This is a genomic window from Protofrankia symbiont of Coriaria ruscifolia (genome assembly GCF_900634745.1).
GTDB classification, from domain to species: Bacteria; Actinomycetota; Actinomycetes; order Frankiales; family Frankiaceae; genus Protofrankia; species Protofrankia californiensis.
In genome coordinates this window covers 1-22,322 of record NZ_CAAAFR010000099.1, presented here as the reverse complement: position 1 = coordinate 22,322, position 22,322 = coordinate 1, and the positions used below count along the sequence as shown (strand labels likewise).

The window sequence follows — 22,322 nt, the reverse complement described above, 5'->3', positions numbered from 1 at the left end:
CCACGAGACCGATCCGATCATGTGCGCTGCGTAGCCTCCCACGGTTTTTTCCGGTCTCCTGGTCGTGCGCTGCGGTCTGGCTGTCTTTCTGGGGGAGCCAGATGCTGTCGAGCCCGGTGCGCGCGGGCCTTGTGGCGGTTGCCGCACTCGGCCATCTGGCACCACACGCCCATGCGGTTCTTGGAGTTGTCGTAGAACGCCCACCGGCAGTCCTCGGCGGGGCACACCTTCAGCCGCTTCCATGTGCCGTCGATCGCGGCGACAGCCACGATCCACAGGAGCTGGGCGAACACGGTGTCGCGTCCATCGTCGGGGGTCGACAGATGTGGGGCGAGCGCGTCACCGAACCGGAGCTGGAGAGGGGTGCCGTCGGCGAGGTGGTTGAGGGCGGATAGCCAATCGATGTCCGGGGACGTCGGGCCGTTGGCGGCCGCGGCGGCGCGCAGCAGCACACGGAATTCGACGACGCGCCGCCGGTCGTCCTCGTTGATCGTGCCGGGCGCGGCGGGCAGGTGCCGGGCAAGCCAACGCTGCATGCCGGTCGAGGTGGCGAAGTCGTCCGTGCCTGCCTCGAGGTCCAGCGTGTTGATGAACGCGCGCGCGATCTCCAGTTGGCCTGGGGCTTGTTGCTGCTTCAATGGACGAACCTCCCGTAACCTCTTATCATTTTTACAGGTTACTCTCCCGCGGCTTGGACAGAGCCTTCGGGTCGAGGGCTTCCGCGAACGGGGTGATGAGGTGCTCAGTCGACGTCGACGTCAGGGGCAGGCCGTGCAGACGACCGACCGGCGGGATGGTGCCGCCGTTGACGGCGATCTCACCCCCTCGGGCACGCCGGCCAGCCGACGAGCCGGCGGCCAGCGTTGTCCCTGGATGAGCCGGAGGGGATCACCGGTGGTCACCGGAATGTCCGCTGTACTGGCGGCGGCCGTCCTATGGGGTGCCGGCGGCACCGTGGCCGGATACCTGTTCGACCGGGGGGTCGACACGGTTGAGTTGGTGGCGAGCCGGACGGTCCTGACGGCGCTCGGCATGGCCTGTGCGGCGGTCGCCCTGACGGGACGAGGCAATGGCCGACACGGGCAACCGCCTCGGGGCAGCCTGCAGCTGGTAGTCGCTTTCGGTCTTGCCGTGGGCGCGGCAAACGGGTTCCTGTTCATGGCCATCGCCCGCCTCCCGGTGGCCGTCGCCCTGGTGCTGCAGAACCTGGCCCCGACCTTTGTCGTGGGATGGCTAGCCCTGCGAGGCCGCCAGCGGCTGACCGTCCGGGTCGCGCTCGGGCTCGCTACCGCGCTGGTCGGGGTCGCGCTGGTCGTCCGGCTGCCGAGCACCCCCGTGCACCGGCTCAACCTGCTCGGCATCGTCCTGGGGATGGGCGCGGCCGCGGCGGTGGCGATGTTCTCGCTGCTGGGGGCCACGGCGACCCAGGCGTACGGCACGGTCCGCGCCAATGCCTACGCCTTCCTGGTGTCCAGCGTCGCCTGGATAGCGATCCTGCTGCCGCGCGGCGTCCAGCACATCCTCGCCCGTCACGAGGAGTACCCCGCGATCCTGTTCGTCAGCCTGCTCGGAACCCTGGCACCGTTCGCACTCTTCGCCTGGGGCATCGCCAGGGTGGGGCCCCAAGCCGGCGCGGTGAACATCTCCCTGGAGCCGGTGGTCAGCGGGTTTCTTGCATGGTTGTGGCTGGGCCAGGCCCTCGGGGCCATGGAGATCATCGGCGGCGCACTCGTGATTGCCGCCGTGGTCTACCTGCAACGCCACACCCAGCACGCCGCCTCCGAGACTTCCTCCAAACCCGCAGGCACCGACACGGGGTTCGATCCTCGGTATAGCCGCCCTTCTGAGACTGACCACCCGATGCGAGTCCCTCCATGAAATCAGCCGAAGCACTCGAGTCAGCCCGGGTCCACCGTGTCCTGAGCCGCTTCGGTCAACCGCCGGCGGCCCTCGCATGCAGGTGGTGCATCAGTGGGGCCACCAGGCAGAGACGATCGTTGCGCCTATCGGGACACTGTCCTTCACCATTTCACCCTGGCGTACCTGCTCTCACCCTGATTAGCTCCAGCCTTGCTTCAATAGCTTTTTGGGTTCTTGGGTTCAGCCGCACCAACGAACCCTGTTGAGATCTCTTTTGTTTGACTATGAGCAAATTTTGGGTCAAGTGATGCAGGTCGTATAAATTCAGGTCGAACGGCAGGGCCTGGAGCTGATAAAACATAACCGATAAAAAAGATGATCAGTGATGGGGGGGTGAGATGGGCATCGGAGTGCTGGGCGTGGGCTACTACACGCCGGAGACAGAAATTGACAACGGTCAGATCGCCGAATGGGCCGATACTGAACCGGAGTGGGTGCACGATCGTACGGGGGTGCGCAGCCGTCGGTATGTGACCGTGGGGCAGGCGACATCCGACCTGGCAGTCAACGCCGCCCGAAGGGCGCTGCTGGATGCGCCTCCGAGCAGATAGGCGTTCTCACGGTCGCCACGAGTACTCCCGACCAACCGCTACCGGGGACGGCGGCCCATGTCCAGCGTGAACTAGCCCTCCCCAGCGGCGCCGCATTCGACATCAATGTGGTATGCAGCGGCTACGTCTACGGGTGCATCGCGGCCGCTGGGATGCTCCTCGCCGGTGGCGCAAGCGGTCCGCGTAACAGCCGCGACCACGCCCTCGCCGTGGGAGCTGACGCTTACTCGCGCATCATGAACCGCGCTGACCGAAAGACGGTCTCGCTGTTCGGTGACGGCGCCGGCGCTACAGTTCTCGGTCCAGTGCCGGACGGATATGGGATTATCGGGTACAGCCGAACTTGCGACGGGGGGCTGGCGGGGCTTGTAGAAGTTCCAGCCGGCGGCACCCGCTTGCCGTTGAGCGAGAATGTCTACCGGCGTAAGGAGCACCTCTTCCGCATGGATGGCCGAGCGGTGAAGGAATATGCAATGACGGCTGTCCCAAAAATGATCGATGAATGTGCGGGCATGGCGGGTGTCTCATTGGATGAGGTCGACCGGGTTATCTTGCATCAGGGAAATGTGCGCCTCGTCGAGACGTTGGCCCAGCACATGGGCTTCGACCCGAGTCGGGTCGAGATCTCCGCGGACAAATACGGCAACACTGCCGCCGCATCCGTTCCGATGACACTGGCCCTGAGCCATCAACGCAAGCTGCTCCAGCGTGACGAGGTCGTGCTGCTGGCGTGCGTCGGCGGTGGCATGACTGCGGGGGCGGTGATGATCCGATGGTACTGACAACCCAAGACGCTAATCGGGACAACAACGTGCGGACACGGCGCCCTGGGTTGCGAGCCGGACGCCCAGAGCGGCAAGCCGGGGGACGGCATGGTGCCCGTGTAGCGACGACTGAGGCATCATGCCCGACCCCTGGCACTCATCGGCGCCTCGCCCACGAGAACGAAGGGGGCGGCTGACACCATGAGCACATCCGTCGTCGGCGCACCTGTCCTCGCCCGAGGCGATTGCAAGCCTCACCTGCCCGCCAGCAGGGCCGCCGAAGGGATACCCGACAGCCGGGTGATTGTGTACGAGGCTGAGGGCTGCTATTTGGACACCGACCGCGGGGAACTCCTCGACGCCTGTTCAGGGGCCGTCAACGTCAATGTCGGTCATCGGCACCCACAAGTGCTGCGAGCCTTGCACGAGCAGTACAGCCAGGCGCACTTCACCTCGCGTGGACGGTTCACCAGCGGAGCGGCCAGGGAGACCGGAAAAAACCGTGGGAGGTTACGCAGCGCACATGATCGGATCGGTCTCGTGGGTGGGGCTGGTGGGGTATCAGCGGGCGAAGTCCGCGGTGAGGTCGCCGTTGAGGACGCGGGTGCAGACCTGGAGGAGGAGGTGCGCGCCGCGGGGTGACCAGCGCATCTGCTGTTTCTTGACCATGCGTTTGCTGACGACCTGGTTGACGGCGGACTCGGCGGTCGCACTCGAGACGGCCTCCCCGCAGCGGCGGCGTTCGCCGTAGTTGGGGATCCGGGCGGTGTTGGCGTCGATGTAGCCGCGGAACTCGGCCAGCCTCTTGACCAGCACCTGCTGGTCGGTGCCCGGGTCTTGCTGGCCTTTGCCGCAGGGCCAGGAACGCCTGCGGCCCGCCACAGTCCTCGGGAGGTGCGGTGCGAGCGCCGCCAGTGCAGGCCGGGTAGCGACGCCCGGGGAGGGGGAGGATCTTCTCCACCCGGATGTCGTGGCGCCAGGCGTCGAAGAAGTCGTACTCGTAGCTGAACCGGCTCCCCTACCCGGAAACCGAATCCCGACAGTCGCACCCGTTGGGCGTTGCGGGAGAACCCGGGGGTGCCCGGCCGCCAGAGCCCGTAGGCCACCCCGTGGATGGTGAAGCGGTGCAGGTGCTCGTCACTCCAGCCGAACGCGGTCTGCAGGATCTCGTGCAGCTCGGCGACGCTGGTGTGATCGGTGACCAGCAGGCGCCGCCAGATCAGCGGGCTGATCCCCGCCAGCACCACCCGCAGTTGCAACACCACAGGTGACACAAAAGGTGCATCTATGGTCACGGAAACCATCTTCCTCGTCACCGTCTCGGACCCTGCAGCCCCTGGCTCGCCAGTGGCTGGTCGGCGTGTTCGGGCCGCCGGAACGCGTCCGATAGCCGATCCCTCACCGGACAGCGGAGACCAGGAAAGATTCGGGTCACGACCAGGGCGGGCGCCGTCTCGTTTACCCAGTCCGGTGAACAGTCGCCTCCCACGGTTTTTTCCGGTCTCCAATCACACAGCGATCGGCCGCATCCATCGGTGCACACCATGACGCGCCGGCCCGAGTCCATCGGCATCTTCGGCGACCCTCAACAGTCGGGGACGTCCGATCGCATGAGATCTTTCCAATATAGTCAACGGTGTTGACGGTGCCTCATCGATGCCCGCGGGGACGCCGGCAGCGTACGTCCGTGGACGTAGAAGATCTCGCGTCCAATACGTTGTGGGGCGGATGCTGTCAGGCCTGCTGGTAGATACGGTCGGCTGGTGGACGTGCGGAAGCTGGCCGCGGTCGGCCGCTGCCTGCGTGCCGACATCCTCCCGGCAGCCGCGACCGCGGCGGTGCTCTTCCTCAGCAGTACCCAGGTCGATCATGAGTGGGTCGGGTTCAACCGCCGTCTCGACGGCGTGGGCTACCTGTTGTTGGCCGCTGCCGCTGCCGTGGTGCTCCTGCGCCGGTACAAGCCCCTGGTCATGCTGGCCGCCGAATCGGTCCTGGTCAGCACCTATCTCGCCGCTGGCTACCCGAACGGCCCACCGCCGATCCCGCTTCCCCTCGCCGTCGCCGCGTTCTCCGTCGGCGCTCGTCTGCCGGCTGTGCCTACGGCTGTCGCCGCCGGAGCCGCCGGAGTGACCGTCGTCAGTGGTGAGCTGATCGGGGACGCCCTGGCCGACGATGATGCCGGCTGGACGCACTGGGCCGTTGGGACGCTGGGGATCCTCTGGTTGGCGGTGCCGGCACTCATCGGTGGGCTGCTCCAGGTCGCGCGACGCTCCGCCGCGCAGGCCGAGGGCGAGGCACAGCGAGCCAGGGTCGAACAGGAGCGGCTACGGTTGTATCGCGAGGTACATGACGTCGTAGGTCATGGACTGTCCGTCATCTCCCTGCAGGCTGGGGTCGCCCTTCACGTCTTCGACCGGCGTCCCGAACAGGCCCGGGCCGCGCTTGAGGCGATCCGGCGCACCAGCCACGACGCGTTGGAGGAACTGCGCGCAACCCTCGCTCTCACCCGCCTCGGCGTAGACCTCCGGCCTGGCCAAGACGGCACCCGCGACAGCACTGGAGTGATCACGGATGGTACCGAGAATGTCGGCCGGTCCGGCAACGCCCGGCACATGCCGTTGACCGGACTCGCGCGTCTGGACGGGATGCTCGCGCAGGTCCGGCGCGCTGGCCTGCCGGTGGATCTGGTGACATCCGGTGAAGGCCCGGAGGTCCTGCCTGCCGAGGTGGATCTCGCCGTGTTCCGGGTCATCCAGGAGTCGCTGACGAATGTGCTCAGGCATGCCGGTCCGGCCCGTGCCCGTGTCGAGATCTGCTACGAAGCCGACCAGGTGCTGGTCAGGGTGTGCGACGAGCCGGTTTCCGGTCAGCCGGTGGCCGTGGCAACGGCGGTGGCCACAGCCGACGCCGAGCCTGGAAATCCCGAGCACCTCGACTCGGTGGCTGTCGGTCACGAGCACGAGCACGGGCATGGTCACGGGCTACGCGGTCTGCGGGAACGCGCAGTCGATCTCGGCGGTACGGTGATCGCCGGCCCGCGGCCCGATCACGGATGGCAGGTCCGAGCCGTCCTGCCGTTACGGCGGGCGGGCACGTGATCCGGGTGGTGGTCGCCGACGACCAGCCACTGGTGCGGCTCGGCCTGCGGGTGCTGATCGACAGCGAGGACGACCTCGACCTGGTCGGCGAGGCCGAGGACGGGCGCAGGGCGATCGCCGTCGTCCGGCGGACACGTCCGGACGTGGTGTTGCTCGATATCCGGATGCCCGTCCTCGACGGCCTTTCCGCACTACGAACGATCATCGGGGATCCGCATCTCGATCACACCCGGGTCGTGATGGTCACCACGTTCGAGCTGGACGAGTACGTCTTCGAGGCGCTGCGGTCGGGCGCATCCGGTTTCGTGCTGAAGGACGCCGAGCCCGCGGAACTGCTCCGGGCGATCCGGGTGGTTGCGGCGGGGGAGTCACTGCTGTCACCGACAGTGACCCGACGGGTGATCGACGCCTTTGCCCGGCGGCCCGCCGTGCACGCACCCGACCTCAGCGGACTCACCGCACGTGAACGTGAGGTCATGGGACTTGTCGGGCACGGCCTGTCGAACGACGAGATCGCGGGGAGGCTGTTCATCAGCCCGGCCACGGCCCGCACCCACGTGAGCAGGGTGATGGTGAAGCTGGGGGCGCGTGACCGCGCCCAGCTCGCCGTCCTCGCCAACCAGGCCGGCCTGGTCACCCCGTCCTGACGGTCGGGACGCCCATATCCCGTTCTTCAGGTTCGTGCCTGATGCTCGGTGTCCTTGATCGGTAGGTTGTCGCCGGCCGATACCGGTGCTGGAGAGGGGACGGGAGCGGTGCGCGGGGAGCGGCTCACCGACCAGGCGCTGGCAAGGACCACCAGGGCAATCGCGCAGGCCTGGCGTACGGAGAGGTGCTCGTGGAGTACAACGAGCCCAACGCCCGCTCCGGCGGCGGGGCTCAAAGCGAGCAGTACACCGAAAGTACGCGTGTCGATGCGTCGCAGGACGACCATGTCCAGCGCATACGGGATCAGGGAGGACAGCAGGGCCACCCCAAGACCGGTCTCGAGGACGGCTGGGTGCTCCGCCACGGCGCCTGCGTCGGTGACGGCAGCGACCGGCGCGAGGACGCAGGCCCCGACGGCGAACGCCACCGCGAGGCCGCTCCAGTCGGGGAACAGGCGCCCGACCTGCTGATTGAGAACCGTGTACCCGGCTCGGCACAACCCGGCCAGCAGGCCCAGGAGAATCCCAAGGGGGGACAGCGATGCGCTCGAAGTGGTCAGCAGCAGCACACCCGTCAGGGCCAACAACGCCGCTGCGAGGTGTTCCAGCCGGTGGGACAGGACAATCGACAACATCAACGGGCCGAGTAACTCCAAGGTGGAGGCCACGCCGATCTGCAGGTGGCTGATTGCCTGGAAGTACGCCACGTTCATGGCCGCGAAGACGAGGCCCAGCGAGATCACGGCCCGCCATTGGCGGGCCGTGATCTGCCGTAGCCGCGGACGTACCAGCACCAACATGATCATGGCTGAGAAGGTGAGGCGCATACCGGCCAGGGCTGTGGGACTGACATGGTCGTAGGCGTCCTTGGCCACAGCCGATCCCAGCTGCAGGCTGGTGATCTGAGCCAGTACCAGCACGGGAGCTACAGCGGTCCCCTCCCGGGACGGGCGGATGGTTATCACCGACCCTCCCCGACCTTTTCCGTCGTTCTCAGGAACCTGCGATCAACGTTGCCGACGCATCTCGTCGTCAACGTCCTGCCACATACGAATCCGCCATCCCGTCGGGGCGCAGCGAAGCCGAACAGCTACAACAGGCTACGTTGCGCCCGATGGCACCGATTCGGGTTCCGCTCTACTGGCCTACGTCGATCTGCGTAGTGCGTTGACGCTACCGGGCGGACGACACGACAGCGCCGGCCGGCGACCCTGGGGCCATGACACCAACCGCTGTCACACCGGCCGGCGTCACACCGGCTGGTGTGCGCAACACCGTGGGCGTTTCGCAACGCCGTATACCCGCAGCGACGGACGGCTCCGCCGTGGAGGTCCTTCATCTGACCAAGCGTTACGGCCGTAGGACCGTCGTCGACGGCCTGCAGATGCGCATCCCGACCGGCGCGATCGCCGGCTTCGTCGGCCCCAACGGCGCCGGCAAGACCACCACCTTGAGGATGCTGCTCGGGCTGGTCCGGCCGTCCGCCGGCGAGGGCAGCGTTCTTGGCGAACCGCTCACCAGACCGCAACGGTACCTTTCCAGAGTCGGTGCCCTGATCGAGAGTCCCGCCCTCTATCCGGGGCTGTCCGGGGAGCACAACCTCGCCGTGCTCGCCGCCCTCGGCGGTCACGATCGTGCCCGGATTCCGGAGGCCATAGCCGAGGTCGGGCTCGCAGGCCGTGGCGGTGATGCCTTTCGGACCTACTCCCTGGGGATGAAGCAGCGGCTGGCGATAGCGGCCGCGCTGCTTGCAGATCCCGACCTGCTCGTCCTCGACGAACCCACCAACGGCCTCGACCCGACCGGCATCCAGCAGATGCGGGAGCTGCTGCGCGGGCTGGCGCAGCGCCCGCGAGGCAGGCAGCCGCGGACAGTCCTGGTCTCCTCACACCTGTTGGCTGAAGTGGAGCAGATCTGCGACTGGATCGTCGTCGTGGAGCGTGGCCGGCTGGCTTACCACGGCCCCATCGAAGGGCTGATGGCCGCCGGCAGCCGCAGCGTGCTCCTGCGCCCGCAGCATCCGGACCATCTCGGCGCCCTGGCTGAGCTGACCATGGGCCGGAACCTGTCCGTGCGGCGTGACGGCGACCGGCTCCGTGTCGACCTGCCGTCGGGCGACCTGGGCGACCTGGATGCGGGTTCGAATGCCGATTCGGTCACGGACACGATACTTGCCGAGCTGAACCGGGACGCGTTCGCGGCGGGCATCACGCTCGTGGAGATCACCCCTGTGCGGGTGAGCCTGGAAGAGCGCTACCGGAGCCTGGTCGACAAGGGCATGGTCGATCATGTTTCCGGCGTGTCGCCGGAGGCTGGGGTTTCTGGAACATCGGAGGGATCACGATGAACCGCGCGTTGCGCGCAGAGCTTCTCAAACTGCGGCGTCGGGGGACTCTTGTCGCGATCGCGGCGGTGGCCGCGATGGGGGTGCTCGCGAGCGTCCTGGCCTTCGCCCTCGCCGACGACACCGCACGGCCCCTTGATGGCCCCGGCCGGGGATTCGCCATGACACTGGCACGTCTTGCCGGCCCCGACGGTCCCAGCATCGGGTTCGCCGCCGGGATGACCTTTGTCGGCCTGCTCGTCTTCGTGGTCTTCACCGCGAACATCACCAGTGAGTACGGCCAGGGGACGCTACGGACGCTGCTGTTGCAGCAGCCTCGGCGAGTGGCCTGGCTCGCCGGCAAGCTGGCCGCGATGTTAATGATCATGTTGGTGGCGCTGCTGGTGGCACTGGCGCTCAGCGTGGCCACGGCGGTCGTCATGGCGCAGCTGCGTGGGGTGGACACCTCGCAGTGGTGGACCGGTGCGGCGGTCGAAGCCGCCGCAGCCAGCTTCCTCAATGCGCTCCTCGCCACGATGTTCTTCGCGCTTACCGCGACGGCGCTGGGTGTGCTGACCCGATCCACCGTGCTGGCGCTGGCGATCGGGATCGCCTGGATGCTGCCGATCGAACACATCATCCAGCAGGCCTGGGATGGCGCGACCCGGACGTTTCCGGGTCTGGTGTTCGACGCCGTCGCACGCGGAGGCCTACCGGATGCCTCCTACGGCCCGGCGCTGGCACTCGCGGCCGGGTACGCGGGCGTTGCCGCGGCAGTGGCGGCCGCCAGCCTCACCCGCCGTGATGTGACCGCCTGACTTCCTTGATCCACTTTATAGTCAACAGTGTTGACGGCATCCCGTTTACACTTTGATCTTCAAGCTTCGATGGCTACGACGATCACTGAGCAAAAGCACCTACCAGACAAAGAGGCATAAAAGCGTTCCCCGGGTGTGTCTGCGGCCCGCTTCGCCGGATCATCCGGCCGGGCGGGCGGGACGCATCAGGACGAGCACGAGGACGCCGGCGACCAGCCCGGCCGTACCGGCCACCACGAACGTGCCCTGGACACCGGTCACCGCCGAGGCGTGCACCGCGCCGTCGAGAGCGCGCCGGGCGCCCGGCGGGGCCGCGCTCAGCAGCGACGGCGTCTGACCGCCGGCTACCGCACGGGCTGCCCGTGCCGCGCCTTCGACACCGTGTCCGGACAGGCTGCTCTGCGCGCGAGCGGCGAACACGCTGCCCAGCGCCGCGATGCCGAAGGCGAAACCGAGCTGCCGTGCGGTGTTGACCGCGCCGGCGGCCATGCCGCCCCGCTGTGCGGGCACGAGTGCCATCGAGACCGAGCCGAGTGCGGGTGTCACGATCCCCACGCCGATACCGATCATCGCGAAGCCGGGCATGAGCGCCGGCCAGCTCGCCGAACCGTGGACGAGCACAGCTGCGAGTACGTCGCCAAGACCGATGAGCAGCAGACCGCCGCCGAGGATCCGATCGGGTCGTAAGCCGTGCAGGAAGCGGCCGGTCGACGCCGAGACGGTGAACGCCATGGCCGACATCGGAAGGCCGGTCAGGCCGGCCTCGATCGGGCTGAGGCCGAGCACCGACTGCAACCAGATCGAGGTGTAGGTGAATGCGGAGAAGGCGGCGAACGTCAGCAGGACGCCCGCGACGAGGATCCCGACAAACGACCGGTTGCGCAGCAGCGCGAGATCCAGCATGGCGTGCGGCGAGCGCGACTCGACCCCGACGAAGATCGCAAGCAGCACCGCCGCCAACACAAGCAGCCACCAGGTGAGCGGATTGGACCATCCTTTCTCGTTCGCACGGATGACCGCGTATGTCGCGCCCGCCGCCGCCGCGGTGAACGTGACCATGCCGGGGACGTCCACCCTGCTACGGGCGGGCTCGTGCACGTCGGTGAGCACGAACGCGCACAGCACGATGGCGATGATGCTCACCGGCAGGTTGACGAAGAAGATCCAGCGCCATGACACGCCCTCGGTGAGCAGGCCACCGATGATCGGGCCGACGGCGGCGGAAGCACCCGCCACCGCACCCCACAGGCCGTAGGCCGTGCCGCGGTCGCGTCCGGTGTAAGAGCTGTTGAGCAGCGCGAACGTCGTCGCGAACATGGCCGCCGCGCCGACGCCCTGCGCGGTGCGCGCGGCGATGAGCGCTGCGGAGTTCGGCGCGATGCCGCACACGAACGACGACACCGCGAACGCCGCGAGCCCGGCGATGTAGGCACGGCGGTGACCGACGAGGTCGGCGATGGAACCGGTGCCGAGTACGAGTGCGGCCAGCGCGAGCGCGTAGGCGTCGACGACCCACTGCAACGCGCCGAACGACGCGTCGAGGTCGACCACCATGCCCGGCAGGGCGACGTTCACGATCGTCACGTCGACCAGCAACATGAAGGTACCGAGGCAGACCGTCAGCAACGGAAGCCACTTACGCATACCCGTCGTCGTTGCCTCGGTCCCGCTCGCCCGCCGGATCGGTGGTCCCGCGGGCTGCTGCGGATCCGTCCTGGTGCCGCGGCCCTGTTGCGTGTCGGCTCCCTGCGTCATCGGACGGACGGGACGAACAACGCCCCGACACCGGCTGCACCGCCGCCGTCATCACGGTCGTCGGCGTGCCCGACGGACAAGCGGGTGGGATCGTCCGGCTTCAGGGCGTTGTCGTTGTCGGGCACGGAGGTCCTTTCGTTCATAGCTGACCCTAAACACGTTCAGCCTGAACGACGTCGAACCAGAAGTCCAACAGATTGTTCTACTTACAGCTAGAATTTCTGGATATGGAGCTGAGGCAGCTGGAGTATTTCATCGCCGTAGCCGAGGAGGCGAACTTCACCCGCGCGGCCGAACGCGTGCACATCAGCCAGTCAGGGGTCAGCGCCCAGATCCGGCAACTCGAACACGATCTCGGCGCCACACTCATCGACCGGTCAGGCCGTACGGCCACATTGACCGCAGCCGGGGCGGCGGCGGCGGAGCACGCCCGCGCCGTACTCGCGTCCGTGAAGGCCCTGCGGCAGGCGGTGGACGACGTGACCGGGCTGATCCGGGGCCGGCTCGTGGTCGGCATGGTCACCGCCTGCACCATCACCGCGCTGTTCGACGCTCTCGCCGCGTTCCACCTCGCCCATCCCAATGTCGAGATCACCCTGTTCGAGGACAGCTCCGACCGGCTCGTAGAAGGTGTGCGCACCGGTGCGACAGACCTGGCCCTCGTCGGAACGGCCGGCGCGCCGCCTCAGGGGCTGGACACGTTGCCGATCGTCAGCGAACGACTTGTCGCGGCCGTGCCGTTCGGCCATCCCCTGGCCGGACGGGACCGGGCAACTCTGGCCGAGATCAGCGCGTACCCGGTCGTGTGCCCGTCCGAAGGGACCGGGATCCGGACAGTGTTCGACCAGGCCTGCGCAGCCAGGGGGATACGGCCGGAGATCGCGCTGCAGGCCAGCGCACCAGGCGCCGTCGCGGATCTCGCCGTCCGCGGGTTCGGTATCGCCATCCTCAGCGAGTCCATGACCGCCAACCATGTCGGACGACTCAAAGCCCTCGCCCTTGACATCGAAACACCCGGGGTGCTGGCCCTGGTATGGACGGCGACCCAGAGCCCCGCACTCCGGCAGCTCCTTGTACACAGTCGTCAGGCGTTCACCAATGCACAATCCATGGCCGCACCAGAAGCCGTCCGCTGAGCAAGCCACCAGGCAGGGGATCTCCCCTCACACACAGGTAGGCGATCACGTGGGGGAGGCGCAGGGCCGGGGCCGCCGCCAGTTGCTGACCGGGGAGAGCGGTCCCGACGGGTCGGATCATCGGATCAGTAGCGTCGGTCAGTGTGTCAACCGCCGTGTCGAGATCGTCATCCGTCTGCCCGGCTGACCGGAGCCGAGCCCGGCGGAGGAGCCGACGACGCACCGAGGACGGCGAGCGCGCAGGTCACGAGATGCCGCATGAGCTCCGGGTCCCCAGCGCGGTACCGGCGGAGGAACTCCTCGGGTGGCAGCACCAGGCGGCCGGCCGACTCGTGGCCGGCTTCCCAGGGGGCGAGCTGCGTGACCCGTGCGGCACAGATCACCATGTACGTCAGGTCGTGGGTGCCGAAGTAGTCGGACTCGATGACCTCGACCCGCCTGAGATCGCCCACCCTGACCCGCACCTCCTCCCATGCCTCGCGGCGTATCGTTTCCTCGATCGATCTCTCGTGCCGCTGCACATGACCGCCGGGGATGTCCAGGCCCCGGTCCAGCTCGGCGAGCACGAGCAGGTCGTCCGCGGTCACCGCGACCACGGCGGCGCTGGTCACCGCTTCGAATGGTGGCTCGACGGACGCCCCCAGGCAGGTGAAGGTGCTCTGACGCGTCCGCGCGCCGGAGACCGGTCGTCGACGATCAGTTCCCTCGACGTTCATGACAGGCCTCCGCGCCAGCGGGCAGGGTCTGGACGATCGTGTGCCCGTCAACGGGACTCGACGGGCACATCCACGAACACCGACCGGTCGGTTAACGATCCTGTGCCAATGTGATCCCTGGTGTGATCCCTAAGGAAAGTTTATTGGAAGTTGCAGTGTCCGCCGTCGCGGCCGAAACCGGGACGGGCCACGTCGAAGTCCATCCGGTTGTCCGGGCCGGTGATACTCGACAGATCATAGATGCACTGGTGGCCGGTTGCCGTGTCGTCAACGGTGACCCGCTGCGGCCCGGCGTACATCGCCCCGCTGGTCCAGGCCGTGCCGTTGCTGTAGGTGACCGCAAAGGAGGAGATCGGATAGTTGGCGGAGGAACGGGCGTCACCGCCGAAGATGGTGAACCTGATCTCTTTTGCGGCCGGGGCGGTACCGTTCCGGGTCACGGCGCCGGTGATCCGAGCGGTGCCCGGGTCCGCGAGGGTCACGAGTTTGATCGTTCCCACGTGGTAGGAGTAGGTCCAGCCGTTTGCCCGGTGGTTGAAATAGTCCACGTAGAAACGGGAGTGCACATACTCCTGGTCGAGGGTGACGTCCGGGTAGAACTCCAGCGAGAGCCCGGCCGTGCGCGCACCCCAGCCGGTCTGCAGCGAACCGCCGTTGACGAGATCCGTCTGGGTGTTGGGCATGAAGTAGCCGTGGGGGAAAAGAATACCCTGGCCAGCCGCGAAGCGCGTGTAGGTGGTGTAGCTCCCGCGTACCTCACAGGCGTTTATGAAGGTGTCGCCGGTGCCGGTCCGGGGATCGTAGTTCTGGCACGGCAGGTACGGCTGCGAGGTCGAGCCGAGGACCAGGTCGGCGCCGACCGCGCCCGAGATGGGGACCGGTCGCCCGTTGCGGTCGGTGAAGCCGCTGAAGGGAATGGCGACACCGAGACCGCGGGAGGAGTCACCGGCGTACTGGGTGGAGTCGGCCGCCTGGGCCGGGGCGGTCTGGGCGAGCAATATCACAGTCATGGAGATGACCGTGAGCGTCGCGGCACGGCGCCTGCCGCCCGCGACGCCGGGGCGAACGTGAACCCCGGGAAACGCCGGAAAACGAGCCCGGCAGATGAGCGGCCGGCGGGAACGTGTCATCATCCTACGCCTTGTCTCTGTGTGTTGGAATACAGCGTGCCAGCCGCTGCGGCGGCAAGCGGAGGAGATTGACGTCAAGGCTAGCCCGCGCCTGCGAAATTTATATTTCGGAAAGATGAACGACGGGTTCCGACGGGCCGTGCGGATCGTTAAGGATTTGAATTCTTTCAATCATTCCGCTGGTGTGTAATTCAGCGCGCCCGGCGATGGGGGGCGGGGGAGCAGGCCGAAGGAGCGCCGGTTCGGAGCCGCTCCGAACCGGACGCCCTGGCCCGTGCCTGCCGGCAGGCACGCAAGCAGGACCAGCAGGATCAGGTGCCGTAGGGGCGGGACGCCCTGGCGTCGCGCAGCGCCTGCGCCCACCACGCGAGCTGGTCGAGCATGGTTTTGGCCGCGACGTTGGGGCCGGTTGTGTCCTTGGGCTGACCATCGGCGTCGAACTGGTCCCATGCGTTGTGAAAACTGACCGTTTCGCGGATGGTGGCCGCATGAAGCTCGGCGAACACCAGACGAAGCTGCTCCACCGCGCGCAGCCCCCCGGCCAGGCCGCCGTAGGAGACGAACCCGACCGGTTTGGCCTGCCACTGTGTGTAGTGCCAGTCGATCGCGTTTTTGAGGGACGCGGGATAGGCGTGGTTGTACTCCGGTGTCACCACGACGAACGCGTCGGCCGCCTCCAGGCGTGGGGTGAGGGCCGCCACCTCGGGCGCCGGTTCCCTGGTGAGCATGGCGGGCAACCGCGCCTCGGCCAGATCGACGACGTCGACCGTCATGTCGTCGCGCTGCTCGGCCTGGCCGGCGAACCAGTTCGCCACGACGGGGGCGAATCGGCCTTCCCGTGTGCTGCCCACGACCACGGCCAACCGAAACGGATTTCCGGACATGGCAGGTCCTTTCTCGCTGACTCTCGATGACTTCACCGCTGGTGGTCTCGCTGATCTCGTCCCGGGCACCAGCCTGGAATTTAAACAAAGGTTTAAGTCAAGTTACTGTGGTTCGCATGACACAGCTGTCCTGGAAGGCCAAGGAGATCACTGTCGGTGAGCTGGCCGAGCGCAGCGGCGTTTCCACCTCGGCCCTGCGCTTCTACGAGCGGCAGGGGCTCATCCGCAGCCGGCGTACTCCCGGCAACCAGCGCCGTTACAGCAGGGACACCCTCCGCCGGGTCGCCTTCATCCGTGCCTCCCAGCGTGTCGGCATACCACTTGCGACGATCCGGGACGTCCTGGCCGTGCTGCCCGACGAGCGCACCCCGACCCGGGAGGACTGGGCGCGGGCGTCCACGTGCTGGCGTGAGGAGCTCGACGCCCGCATCCGGCAGCTGGAGCAGCTGCGTGACCATCTCACCGACTGCATCGGCTGCGGCTGCCTGTCGATCGACCGGTGCGCACTGGTCAACCCGTACGACACTCTCGGCGAGCAGGGCACGGGCCCCCGACGCCACCTCGAGCTGTAGCGACAGGAGGAGTACAGCCACACGATGCGTGAACCTACATCGTAGTCAACAATGTTGACGTGCCCTCTTGGATTTTTGATCTTAAACCCATACCCATACAAACAAAGCCAAGATCACCTGCCGGGCTCCGGGCCCTCCGAACATGATCTCGTGTGTCCGTCGACCCGGCGCGCCGGTCGCCTTCCCGGGCATCCCCCCGCCGTCCCCGCAGGTGTCGGCTAACCGCTACCCTGCACGGACCTGCCTGGTCAGGCCCTAACCTACGGGTCATGCGAAGCGGGGGAGAAACAGCACATAGACGGCCCTTCCCGGTCCGGTTACCGATGCCGCTGGCGCTCGCGACGGCCGTTCTCACCCTGGTGGCCGCCGGCTGCACTGGATCGGACTCCCCGACCACGCCCATCGCGGCGCCCAGCAACACCTCGGCCACCGGGAGCACGACCGACGCGGCGCCGCCGGCGGTTACCGAGAGCGCGTCACCGTCGCTGCCGCCCGGGGCCAGGCCGGGTCTCGACGACTACGACGGCGATGGCGAACCGGACCCAACCTGCACAACCCAGGACTTCGGCGCCGGACTGGTGCTGCGCATCCCGTGCCAGATCGGGACCGCCAACACCCCGGAGAACGGCACCCGGCTGGTCAAGAACTCGCTCTACCGGCTGCCGGGCGCCACCGACGTCGACCTGACCGGCATCTCCGGTGGGCTGCTCCTGGCCCGGGACGTCGCCGGCGCCAAGGTCGTGATCGTGGTGTTCAACAGCGACGCCCTGTTCGAGACCGGCAGCAACGCCATCGGCAGCACCGACACGCTGGACGCCACCATCCGGCTGATCAACTCACACTACGCGGGCGGCGCGATCCAGGTCCGCGGACACACCGACGCGACCGGTTCTGCCGCCGTCAACCAGCCGCTGTCGGTAAGGCGCGCCGCCACCGTCCGGGACTACCTCACCGGGCACGGCACCAGGGCGTCGTCGGTGAGCTCGGTCGGTCTCGGTAGCAGCCAACCGTTCGCCGAGGAAACCAATCCCGACGGATCCTCCAGCCCCGACGGTCAGCGCTTCAACCGCCGCGTCGAAATCGTCATCCGCCTACCGGCGGCATGACGGGCCGCCGAGCCGCGCATGTCCGGGCGTTGCGTAGCGTCGTGCACGCACCTGCACAACATCCGTCACCGTTCGTCACCGCCCGCGACCTTTAGGCGCGTCAGCAGCTCGGAATGTCAGTGACGGGGTGGCCGGTAGCGCGCAGTTGGCAGGCAAGCGGCGTGACCGGCGATCCGGTCGGCCGGACCACTCGTGGCCTGTTCCGCGATCTCATGACCGGCAGCATGCCCGGCGAGATTGACGGGGCCTTCCGCACTAACCAACCTTGACGCCGAGATCGGGGAGGATCGGCGCGAGGCTCCCGATCGCGGTATCGGTATGACGGATCACCCAGCGGGTGATGCCCCACCGGTACACGTGCGCTTCGAGCTGCGCGCGGATCTCCGCCTGGGTTCCCAGCAGCACATAGGGAGTCACCAGAGCGTCGGCGGCTGCCAGATCGGGTATCTGCGCCGCGAGGACGCCGGCCGCACCCTTCCGGTCGTCGGTGACGACCACCCGGTGCACGAGTACCTCCACCACCGGCCGCCGCCCGGCAGCCCCGGCGCCTTCGGCCACCGCGGACAGCTGACGTTCCACATCGGACAGGGACCAGCGCACCTGGTGATGGTGACCGTCCGGCAACGTACGACCGAGCCCACTGAGCCCGACGACGTCGGCGTGCGCGCCGGCAAGCCGCAGCAGCGCAGGGCTGGCCCCACCCAGCGTCAACGGGACCGTGACCGGCGCCAGCGAGGAGTCGAGCACCGCATCCCGGAGGCGAAGATAACGGCCGGTGTAGGTGACCTGCTCACCGCGCAGAAGACGTGCCACGACATCGACGAACTCGCCCAGACGTCCGACACGTTCGGCGGGTCCGGGCCGTTCCCACCCACATGCCGCCCACTCTTGGGGGGTGTGCCCGGCACCGATACCCAGGCGCGCCCGGCCGCCGGAGATGATCGCGAGACTGGCCGCGTCCGCGGCGACGTGGAACGGCTCCCGCACCCCAGCGTTGATCATATAGCTGCCCAGTGCCACCCGGCTGGTCACCGCCGCTGCGGCGGCAAGCGTGATCCAGGGCGACAGCACCCCACCAGGATGATCGGGTGCGAGGAGCGCGGAAAACCCGAGCGCCTCGACCCGGCGGGCCAGCGAGGTCCATGACGACAATGCGGCGGGAACAGCCTGAACACCAACATGCACCGAAGAAGCACTCACCCGTGAAAGGACTTCCACCCTGGGCCGCGTACACGTCGTCCACGTTCACGTTTCCGGTGTAGACGAGGGCGTTCTCGTCGGGAGCGGGTGGAGTGAAGCGTGTGAGGAAGTCGTCCAGAGCCTGCGGAGAGACGGTCAGGGCATTGGCGCCCTGTCGCTGGTTGCGCTCAGTAAGGCGTTGTAGCAGCTCGTCGCGCTCAGCGGGCAGGTAGACGAGGCGCCACCGGCCGTCGGCCTGCCCGACGGTCTTCTTCCAGGCGTCGCGGTTCTCGCGCAGCCACAGGCCATGATCGACGACGACGTTCCGGTCAGCGCGCAGATGGTGGATGAGCAACTGGCGGATAGCCTCAATAACAGGACGTTCACGTTCGAAGTACTCGTGTTCCGGGTAGTCGACGCCATAGCGGCCCTGGATTGAGAGTCGAGCGGCTTCTCTGACGACAGGGCCTCGACATGGCGGAGGGCTCGCTCCTGCGACAGCCGGAACGTGTCAGCGCTCATCCGCGCAGTGTGCCTGAGTGCGATCTGCCGTCGCATCCGGATTGAACCTCGCTGGCGGACTGCTGCCCATCGCCATCTGGTTGTTGTCCTCGTCCTCACGCTGATCGCTGCTGGCAGCCTGATCCATCCCACGCTTTCTCCCAGTCTCCTTGTTGTTCCTTTTTTCGGCACGCCGCGCCAGTGTCACGCTCGGACACCGCCCTGGCCATCGGCATTCGTTTCTCCTCAATGAAATAACTCAATATATTCCAATTGTTTTTACGGCGATTATCGCCAAGATTCTCATGATGGACACATGCTGTCAGCATTAAGACACGCCTTGACACAGTACCTGCACGCAGTGTCACCATGAATGTGCAGCCGCTGACGACCGTGACAGTCCGTCACTCGGCGGCCGAGGGAGTGTTCCCATGGCAAACCCGAGACAGCCCACGATTCGTCTGAGCGTGCGTGGACCTACCGCCACAAGCGCGCAGCGGGCGGTCAACCATTTCGAGCCCGGAGAGCGGCTCCCGACGGGCGGCATGTTCGGACCAAAGACCGACGTCGCCGTCAAGATGTAGGCATTTCCATTTCGAGGTCAGTCCGTTTGGCATACCGAAACGTGGTCTGCAGATTCTTGCGACCGAGTTTTTTACGGGTCGGGGGAGGCTTACCCCGGCGTTGACCAGTTCGATCCCGTGCGTGTGACGCAGCTGGTGCAGTATGGCGGTCACCTCGGCTCGTATCTGCCTTGGTTCCGGTTGACCCTGAAATGATCAGGATCTGTACGTGAAATCTAATCAACTGTTGTCCTGAACGAAGGGATTAGTGCCTTGCTGCTCAAGCGTGCAAGACGATTCGGCGTTGTCGCGGCTCTGGTTGCTGGCACCACAGTGTTCAGCGCGGTATCCGCTTCGGCGGACACACAGGCAGCCAACGGTGTGAAGGTCGCCGACAAGGTGTTCTCCTCTTCCAGCCCGAAGGCCGCCTATGATGCGTTGTCCGAGAGTGACCGCGTGGCGTTTACAGCGTCGACGACGGTGGATCGGATCGAGACGCACACGGTCGGGAAGGGCCTGGGCGCCAACGCGGGCAAGACCGCGAACTCCTTCGACAGGGCCGTGGCAGCCAGCGGCTGCTGGTACTTCACCTTCCGCGGCCGCGCCAAGGCGGCAGCGGGCAACACGCTCTATACCTACTGGCAGAACACGGCCGTCTGCGCCAGGAAGGGGCGCATCACCGCCGTCTGGACGGACAACGTTGACGGGGAGACCAGCACCCCTGGCTGGCGTATCGACAAGGACCCGACGACAAAGACAAAAAACGTCGGCTGGGAGGGCCGGGGCGTCGCGCGGTACTATTTCGTGCTGGGCGTCGGTGGCTGGGACATCCAGCACCCCACCACCTGTCTGCAGGGCAGGGTCAATGCCGACCGCGTACACTACGCAGTGTCCCGTTCCTGCAATATCGGCTAGATAACCATGGGACACTGACTCTGATGACCACCGCCGAACGCGACTCCCGAAGAAGGCCCGAATCAATGTTCGCCATCGCCATCGCCATTGGCGCACTGGGGACACTCCTTTCCGTGGTACTCGCTTTTTCATACCCATTGATCGCTCCGCTGGTTGCCGTGGCATCGATCGGATTTTCGACCGTGCGCTACCGCCATGACAGAACGACGATCTGGGTCGCGTTGGCGGTGGTCAGTTCATTCGCATTGATCGTTGCCGGCATGATCGATCTTGGCTTGCTCGGCGCCGAAAACACGGTGGACACCCCTCGGGGCCCTTTTCCCACTGAACGATGAATCAGATGGTGGTGCTGACCTCCCCGCCGTACTACGGCCTGTGTGACTACGACCCAGGCCTCGCCAAGGTCGCTCTGCGTAGCGATCTCTCACGTTAGGTTGCGAGGAAAGCGAGGGCCCGGTTGCGGTCGCGGGCGATGAACTCGGTTGTCTCCTTGATTTTTGTAATGACTTGTGGAGGCGGATGACGGCAACGGTGGCGGCATTCGGGAAGTCGATGCCGTCGGCGGCCGTGGTCCAGGTGGTCCAGCGCCTGATCCGTCCGTGCGAGCGTTCTTCGACCACACTTCCGGGGTCTTCCTTGATGAGTGGAAGACATCGGGAGAAGACCTGGACGAGAAGGGTCGGCTGGTTCCTCTTTACATTCATCACGTAGTCGATGCCGTGCCCTTGAAGATAGCGGGCGGTCTCGCGTTGGGTGTGGGCCGCGTCGAGGGTGACAATGGTCTGGCCTGGAGTGGTGGTGATGTTCTCCAGCAGGTTCCTGACCTGGGTGATCTCGTTGGTGCCGTCGGGTACTTGAGTCTGGGCGACGACACCCTCCCGGTGGAACATGGCTGAGAACAGGGTGACCTGCTGGTTCTCGTCGGTCCAGGCCCCGCGCAGCACCTTGCCGTCGAGAGCGATCACGAGATCGTCGTCGTCTCGGGTTGCTCGTTCGAACAGCCACGCGCCGACAGCGAGGTCGAGCGCGGCCGCGTCTATTTCCTCAAGAACACGCCGGATGGTGGACTCGCTGGGCACGACGAAACGCCGCTTGAAGTGGCTGCTGGAGATGGGCGCGGAGCTGGTTGGCGACCGCGACCCGGTGGGCGACGAGGTCTTTGCGGGCGCGCACCGTGCGGCGCAGCGCGGTCGTGGCCGGGCTGTCGCGGACGAGGGGGCACAGCCCGGCGCCGGTCGGTGCGTACGACGTCGGGACGTAGGCGTCGAACCGGTCGTCCTTGTTGCCCGCCGACCCGTAGCGGGAGCGCAGGTTCTTCAGCTGCCCGGGTGGGATCACCAGCACCGTCAGCCCGGCCTGGAGCAGTGCCTCCACCATCGGCCCGTCCGGGCGTTCGATCCCGACCTCGGCCACGCCGCGCTTCAACAGCTGCTTGACCATGCCCTTCAGCCCGGCGGCGTCGTGGGAGACCGTGAACCGGTCGAGGACCTCATAGGCGATGGCCTCCTCCTGCGACCACGCCGCCAGCACCCCGACTGGCGCGCCAGCCAGCGCCTGCCAGCTGTCCCAGGAGACCAGCACCGCCTCGGGGCGGCGCTGGCGGCCGACCACCACGACCGCCTCCGGATCCACGGCGAACGCGTCGAGCAGGGCGGACAGTCGCTGCCGCACCTCCTCCGTTCCCAGCACCTCGAACGACTTCTTCCTCTCCATACCGTTAATATCCATACCGTTAATACTGTAG

Annotated in this window: 23 protein-coding genes and 5 pseudogenes; 14 read left to right on the top strand and 14 right to left on the bottom strand. The window is 66.8% G+C overall.

Annotation, left to right across the window (positions count from 1 at the left end; translation table 11 throughout):
* Positions 1–17: 17 nt before the first annotated feature.
* Entirely contained in the window at positions 18–638 is a 621-nt protein-coding gene (locus CV1CTNOD_RS12850; protein ID WP_165485488.1) for a CGNR zinc finger domain-containing protein, read from the bottom strand.
* A gap of 100 nt (positions 639–738) precedes the next feature.
* Here CV1CTNOD_RS12850 and CV1CTNOD_RS12845 point away from each other — a divergent pair, with 100 nt between their 5' ends.
* From CV1CTNOD_RS12845 to CV1CTNOD_RS28295, 4 genes are all read left to right on the top strand, one after another.
* Entirely contained in the window at positions 739–1,878 is a 1,140-nt protein-coding gene (locus CV1CTNOD_RS12845) for an EamA family transporter (RefSeq protein WP_165485487.1), read from the top strand.
* Positions 1,879–2,258: 380 nt separating this feature from the next.
* Positions 2,259–2,471: a hypothetical protein gene (locus CV1CTNOD_RS25725; protein ID WP_207386402.1), complete on the top strand. Its 213-nt coding sequence runs from the start codon at positions 2,259–2,261 to the stop codon at positions 2,469–2,471.
* Between the two features lie 152 nt (positions 2,472–2,623).
* On the top strand, positions 2,624–3,253 hold the full coding sequence (locus CV1CTNOD_RS12840) for a 3-oxoacyl-ACP synthase III family protein (RefSeq protein WP_242606647.1): 630 nt from the start codon (positions 2,624–2,626) through the stop codon (positions 3,251–3,253).
* Between the two features lie 183 nt (positions 3,254–3,436).
* Entirely contained in the window at positions 3,437–3,877 is a 441-nt protein-coding gene (locus tag CV1CTNOD_RS28295; RefSeq protein ID WP_131786344.1) for an aminotransferase class III-fold pyridoxal phosphate-dependent enzyme, read from the top strand.
* On the opposite strand, the pseudogene CV1CTNOD_RS12830 reads toward CV1CTNOD_RS28295, so the two are convergent.
* The 3 pseudogenes from CV1CTNOD_RS12830 to CV1CTNOD_RS28285 form a co-directional block, all read right to left on the bottom strand.
* Positions 3,797–4,042: pseudogene (locus tag CV1CTNOD_RS12830) on the bottom strand (ISKra4 family transposase); the annotation flags it as partial. The gene CV1CTNOD_RS28295 and the pseudogene CV1CTNOD_RS12830 overlap by 81 nt on opposite strands.
* A 31-nt stretch (positions 4,043–4,073) precedes the next feature.
* Positions 4,074–4,238 (bottom strand): annotated as a pseudogene (locus CV1CTNOD_RS28290) (IS1096 element passenger TnpR family protein); the annotation flags it as partial.
* A gap of 94 nt (positions 4,239–4,332) precedes the next feature.
* Positions 4,333–4,539 (bottom strand): annotated as a pseudogene (locus tag CV1CTNOD_RS28285) (IS1096 element passenger TnpR family protein); the annotation flags it as partial.
* Between the two features lie 459 nt (positions 4,540–4,998).
* On the opposite strand from CV1CTNOD_RS28285, the gene CV1CTNOD_RS12815 reads away from it, so the two are divergent.
* Together CV1CTNOD_RS12815 and CV1CTNOD_RS12810 are read left to right on the top strand one after the other, a co-directional pair.
* On the top strand, positions 4,999–6,333 hold the full coding sequence (locus CV1CTNOD_RS12815) for a sensor histidine kinase (RefSeq protein WP_131786342.1): 1,335 nt from the start codon (positions 4,999–5,001) through the stop codon (positions 6,331–6,333).
* Entirely contained in the window at positions 6,330–6,980 is a 651-nt protein-coding gene (locus CV1CTNOD_RS12810; protein WP_131786349.1) for a response regulator, read from the top strand. The genes CV1CTNOD_RS12815 and CV1CTNOD_RS12810 overlap by 4 nt, the downstream gene beginning before the upstream one ends.
* A 26-nt stretch (positions 6,981–7,006) precedes the next feature.
* Here CV1CTNOD_RS12810 and CV1CTNOD_RS12805 read toward each other — a convergent pair whose 3' ends face one another.
* Positions 7,007–7,945: an EamA family transporter gene (locus CV1CTNOD_RS12805; RefSeq protein WP_131786341.1), complete on the bottom strand. Its 939-nt coding sequence runs from the start codon at positions 7,943–7,945 to the stop codon at positions 7,007–7,009.
* 254 nt (positions 7,946–8,199) lie between these two features.
* Here CV1CTNOD_RS12805 and CV1CTNOD_RS12800 point away from each other — a divergent pair, with 254 nt between their 5' ends.
* Together CV1CTNOD_RS12800 and CV1CTNOD_RS12795 are read left to right on the top strand one after the other, a co-directional pair.
* Complete coding sequence (locus CV1CTNOD_RS12800) at positions 8,200–9,327, top strand: ABC transporter ATP-binding protein (RefSeq protein WP_131786340.1); 1,128 nt, start codon at positions 8,200–8,202, stop codon at positions 9,325–9,327.
* Positions 9,324–10,121 (top strand): ABC transporter permease, encoded by a 798-nt coding sequence (locus CV1CTNOD_RS12795; protein WP_131786339.1) that lies wholly within the window; start codon positions 9,324–9,326, stop codon positions 10,119–10,121. Before CV1CTNOD_RS12800 ends, CV1CTNOD_RS12795 begins: the two co-directional genes overlap by 4 nt.
* A gap of 159 nt (positions 10,122–10,280) precedes the next feature.
* On the opposite strand, the gene CV1CTNOD_RS12790 is transcribed toward CV1CTNOD_RS12795, so the two are convergent.
* Complete coding sequence (locus tag CV1CTNOD_RS12790) at positions 10,281–11,765, bottom strand: MFS transporter (RefSeq protein ID WP_165485486.1); 1,485 nt, start codon at positions 11,763–11,765, stop codon at positions 10,281–10,283.
* A gap of 107 nt (positions 11,766–11,872) precedes the next feature.
* A complete protein-coding gene (locus tag CV1CTNOD_RS27355) occupies positions 11,873–12,001 on the bottom strand; it encodes a hypothetical protein (RefSeq protein WP_278043904.1) in 129 nt (42 codons plus the stop codon).
* A gap of 102 nt (positions 12,002–12,103) precedes the next feature.
* On the opposite strand from CV1CTNOD_RS27355, the gene CV1CTNOD_RS12785 reads away from it, so the two are divergent.
* The gene (locus CV1CTNOD_RS12785; protein WP_131786337.1) at positions 12,104–13,012 is read left to right on the top strand and encodes a LysR family transcriptional regulator; all 909 of its coding nucleotides are present in this window, start codon (positions 12,104–12,106) and stop codon (positions 13,010–13,012) included.
* A gap of 167 nt (positions 13,013–13,179) precedes the next feature.
* Here CV1CTNOD_RS12785 and CV1CTNOD_RS12780 read toward each other — a convergent pair whose 3' ends face one another.
* The 3 genes from CV1CTNOD_RS12780 to CV1CTNOD_RS12770 all read right to left on the bottom strand — a co-directional run bounded on the left by CV1CTNOD_RS12780 (position 13,180) and on the right by CV1CTNOD_RS12770 (position 15,742).
* Positions 13,180–13,728, bottom strand: a complete 549-nt coding sequence (locus CV1CTNOD_RS12780) for an NUDIX hydrolase (RefSeq protein WP_131786336.1) — start codon at positions 13,726–13,728, stop codon at positions 13,180–13,182.
* 140 nt (positions 13,729–13,868) lie between these two features.
* Positions 13,869–14,738: a hypothetical protein gene (locus CV1CTNOD_RS12775; RefSeq protein ID WP_242606645.1), complete on the bottom strand. Its 870-nt coding sequence runs from the start codon at positions 14,736–14,738 to the stop codon at positions 13,869–13,871.
* A 431-nt stretch (positions 14,739–15,169) separates the two neighbouring features.
* A complete protein-coding gene (locus CV1CTNOD_RS12770) occupies positions 15,170–15,742 on the bottom strand; it encodes an NADPH-dependent FMN reductase (RefSeq protein WP_131786335.1) in 573 nt (190 codons plus the stop codon).
* A gap of 116 nt (positions 15,743–15,858) precedes the next feature.
* On the opposite strand from CV1CTNOD_RS12770, the gene soxR reads away from it, so the two are divergent.
* A complete protein-coding gene (gene soxR, locus CV1CTNOD_RS12765) occupies positions 15,859–16,314 on the top strand; it encodes a redox-sensitive transcriptional activator SoxR (RefSeq protein ID WP_131786334.1) in 456 nt (151 codons plus the stop codon).
* Between the two features lie 323 nt (positions 16,315–16,637).
* A complete protein-coding gene (locus CV1CTNOD_RS12760) occupies positions 16,638–17,420 on the top strand; it encodes an OmpA family protein (protein ID WP_131786333.1) in 783 nt (260 codons plus the stop codon).
* A 255-nt stretch (positions 17,421–17,675) separates the two neighbouring features.
* Here the strand turns inward: CV1CTNOD_RS12760 and CV1CTNOD_RS12755 are convergent, their stop codons facing one another.
* Both CV1CTNOD_RS12755 and CV1CTNOD_RS27825 read right to left on the bottom strand, forming a co-directional pair.
* Entirely contained in the window at positions 17,676–18,620 is a 945-nt protein-coding gene (locus CV1CTNOD_RS12755; RefSeq protein WP_207386400.1) for an LLM class flavin-dependent oxidoreductase, read from the bottom strand.
* Between the two features lie 145 nt (positions 18,621–18,765).
* Positions 18,766–18,954 (bottom strand): annotated as a pseudogene (locus tag CV1CTNOD_RS27825) (AAA family ATPase); the annotation flags it as partial.
* Here CV1CTNOD_RS27825 and CV1CTNOD_RS27350 point away from each other — a divergent pair.
* From CV1CTNOD_RS27350 to CV1CTNOD_RS12745, 3 genes are all read left to right on the top strand, one after another.
* Entirely contained in the window at positions 18,907–19,038 is a 132-nt protein-coding gene (locus tag CV1CTNOD_RS27350) for a hypothetical protein (protein ID WP_278043903.1), read from the top strand. The pseudogene CV1CTNOD_RS27825 and the gene CV1CTNOD_RS27350 overlap by 48 nt on opposite strands.
* Before the next feature lie 493 nt (positions 19,039–19,531).
* Positions 19,532–19,684: a hypothetical protein gene (locus tag CV1CTNOD_RS25720; RefSeq protein WP_207386399.1), complete on the top strand. Its 153-nt coding sequence runs from the start codon at positions 19,532–19,534 to the stop codon at positions 19,682–19,684.
* A gap of 252 nt (positions 19,685–19,936) precedes the next feature.
* A complete protein-coding gene (locus tag CV1CTNOD_RS12745) occupies positions 19,937–20,578 on the top strand; it encodes a hypothetical protein (protein WP_131786332.1) in 642 nt (213 codons plus the stop codon).
* Positions 20,579–20,814: 236 nt separating this feature from the next.
* On the opposite strand, the gene CV1CTNOD_RS12740 is transcribed toward CV1CTNOD_RS12745, so the two are convergent.
* Both CV1CTNOD_RS12740 and CV1CTNOD_RS27820 read right to left on the bottom strand, forming a co-directional pair.
* Entirely contained in the window at positions 20,815–21,657 is an 843-nt protein-coding gene (locus CV1CTNOD_RS12740; RefSeq protein WP_165485485.1) for an ISAs1 family transposase, read from the bottom strand.
* Between the two features lie 25 nt (positions 21,658–21,682).
* A pseudogene (locus CV1CTNOD_RS27820) lies at positions 21,683–22,057 on the bottom strand (IS110 family transposase); the annotation flags it as partial.
* Between the last annotated feature and the right edge of the window lie 265 nt (positions 22,058–22,322).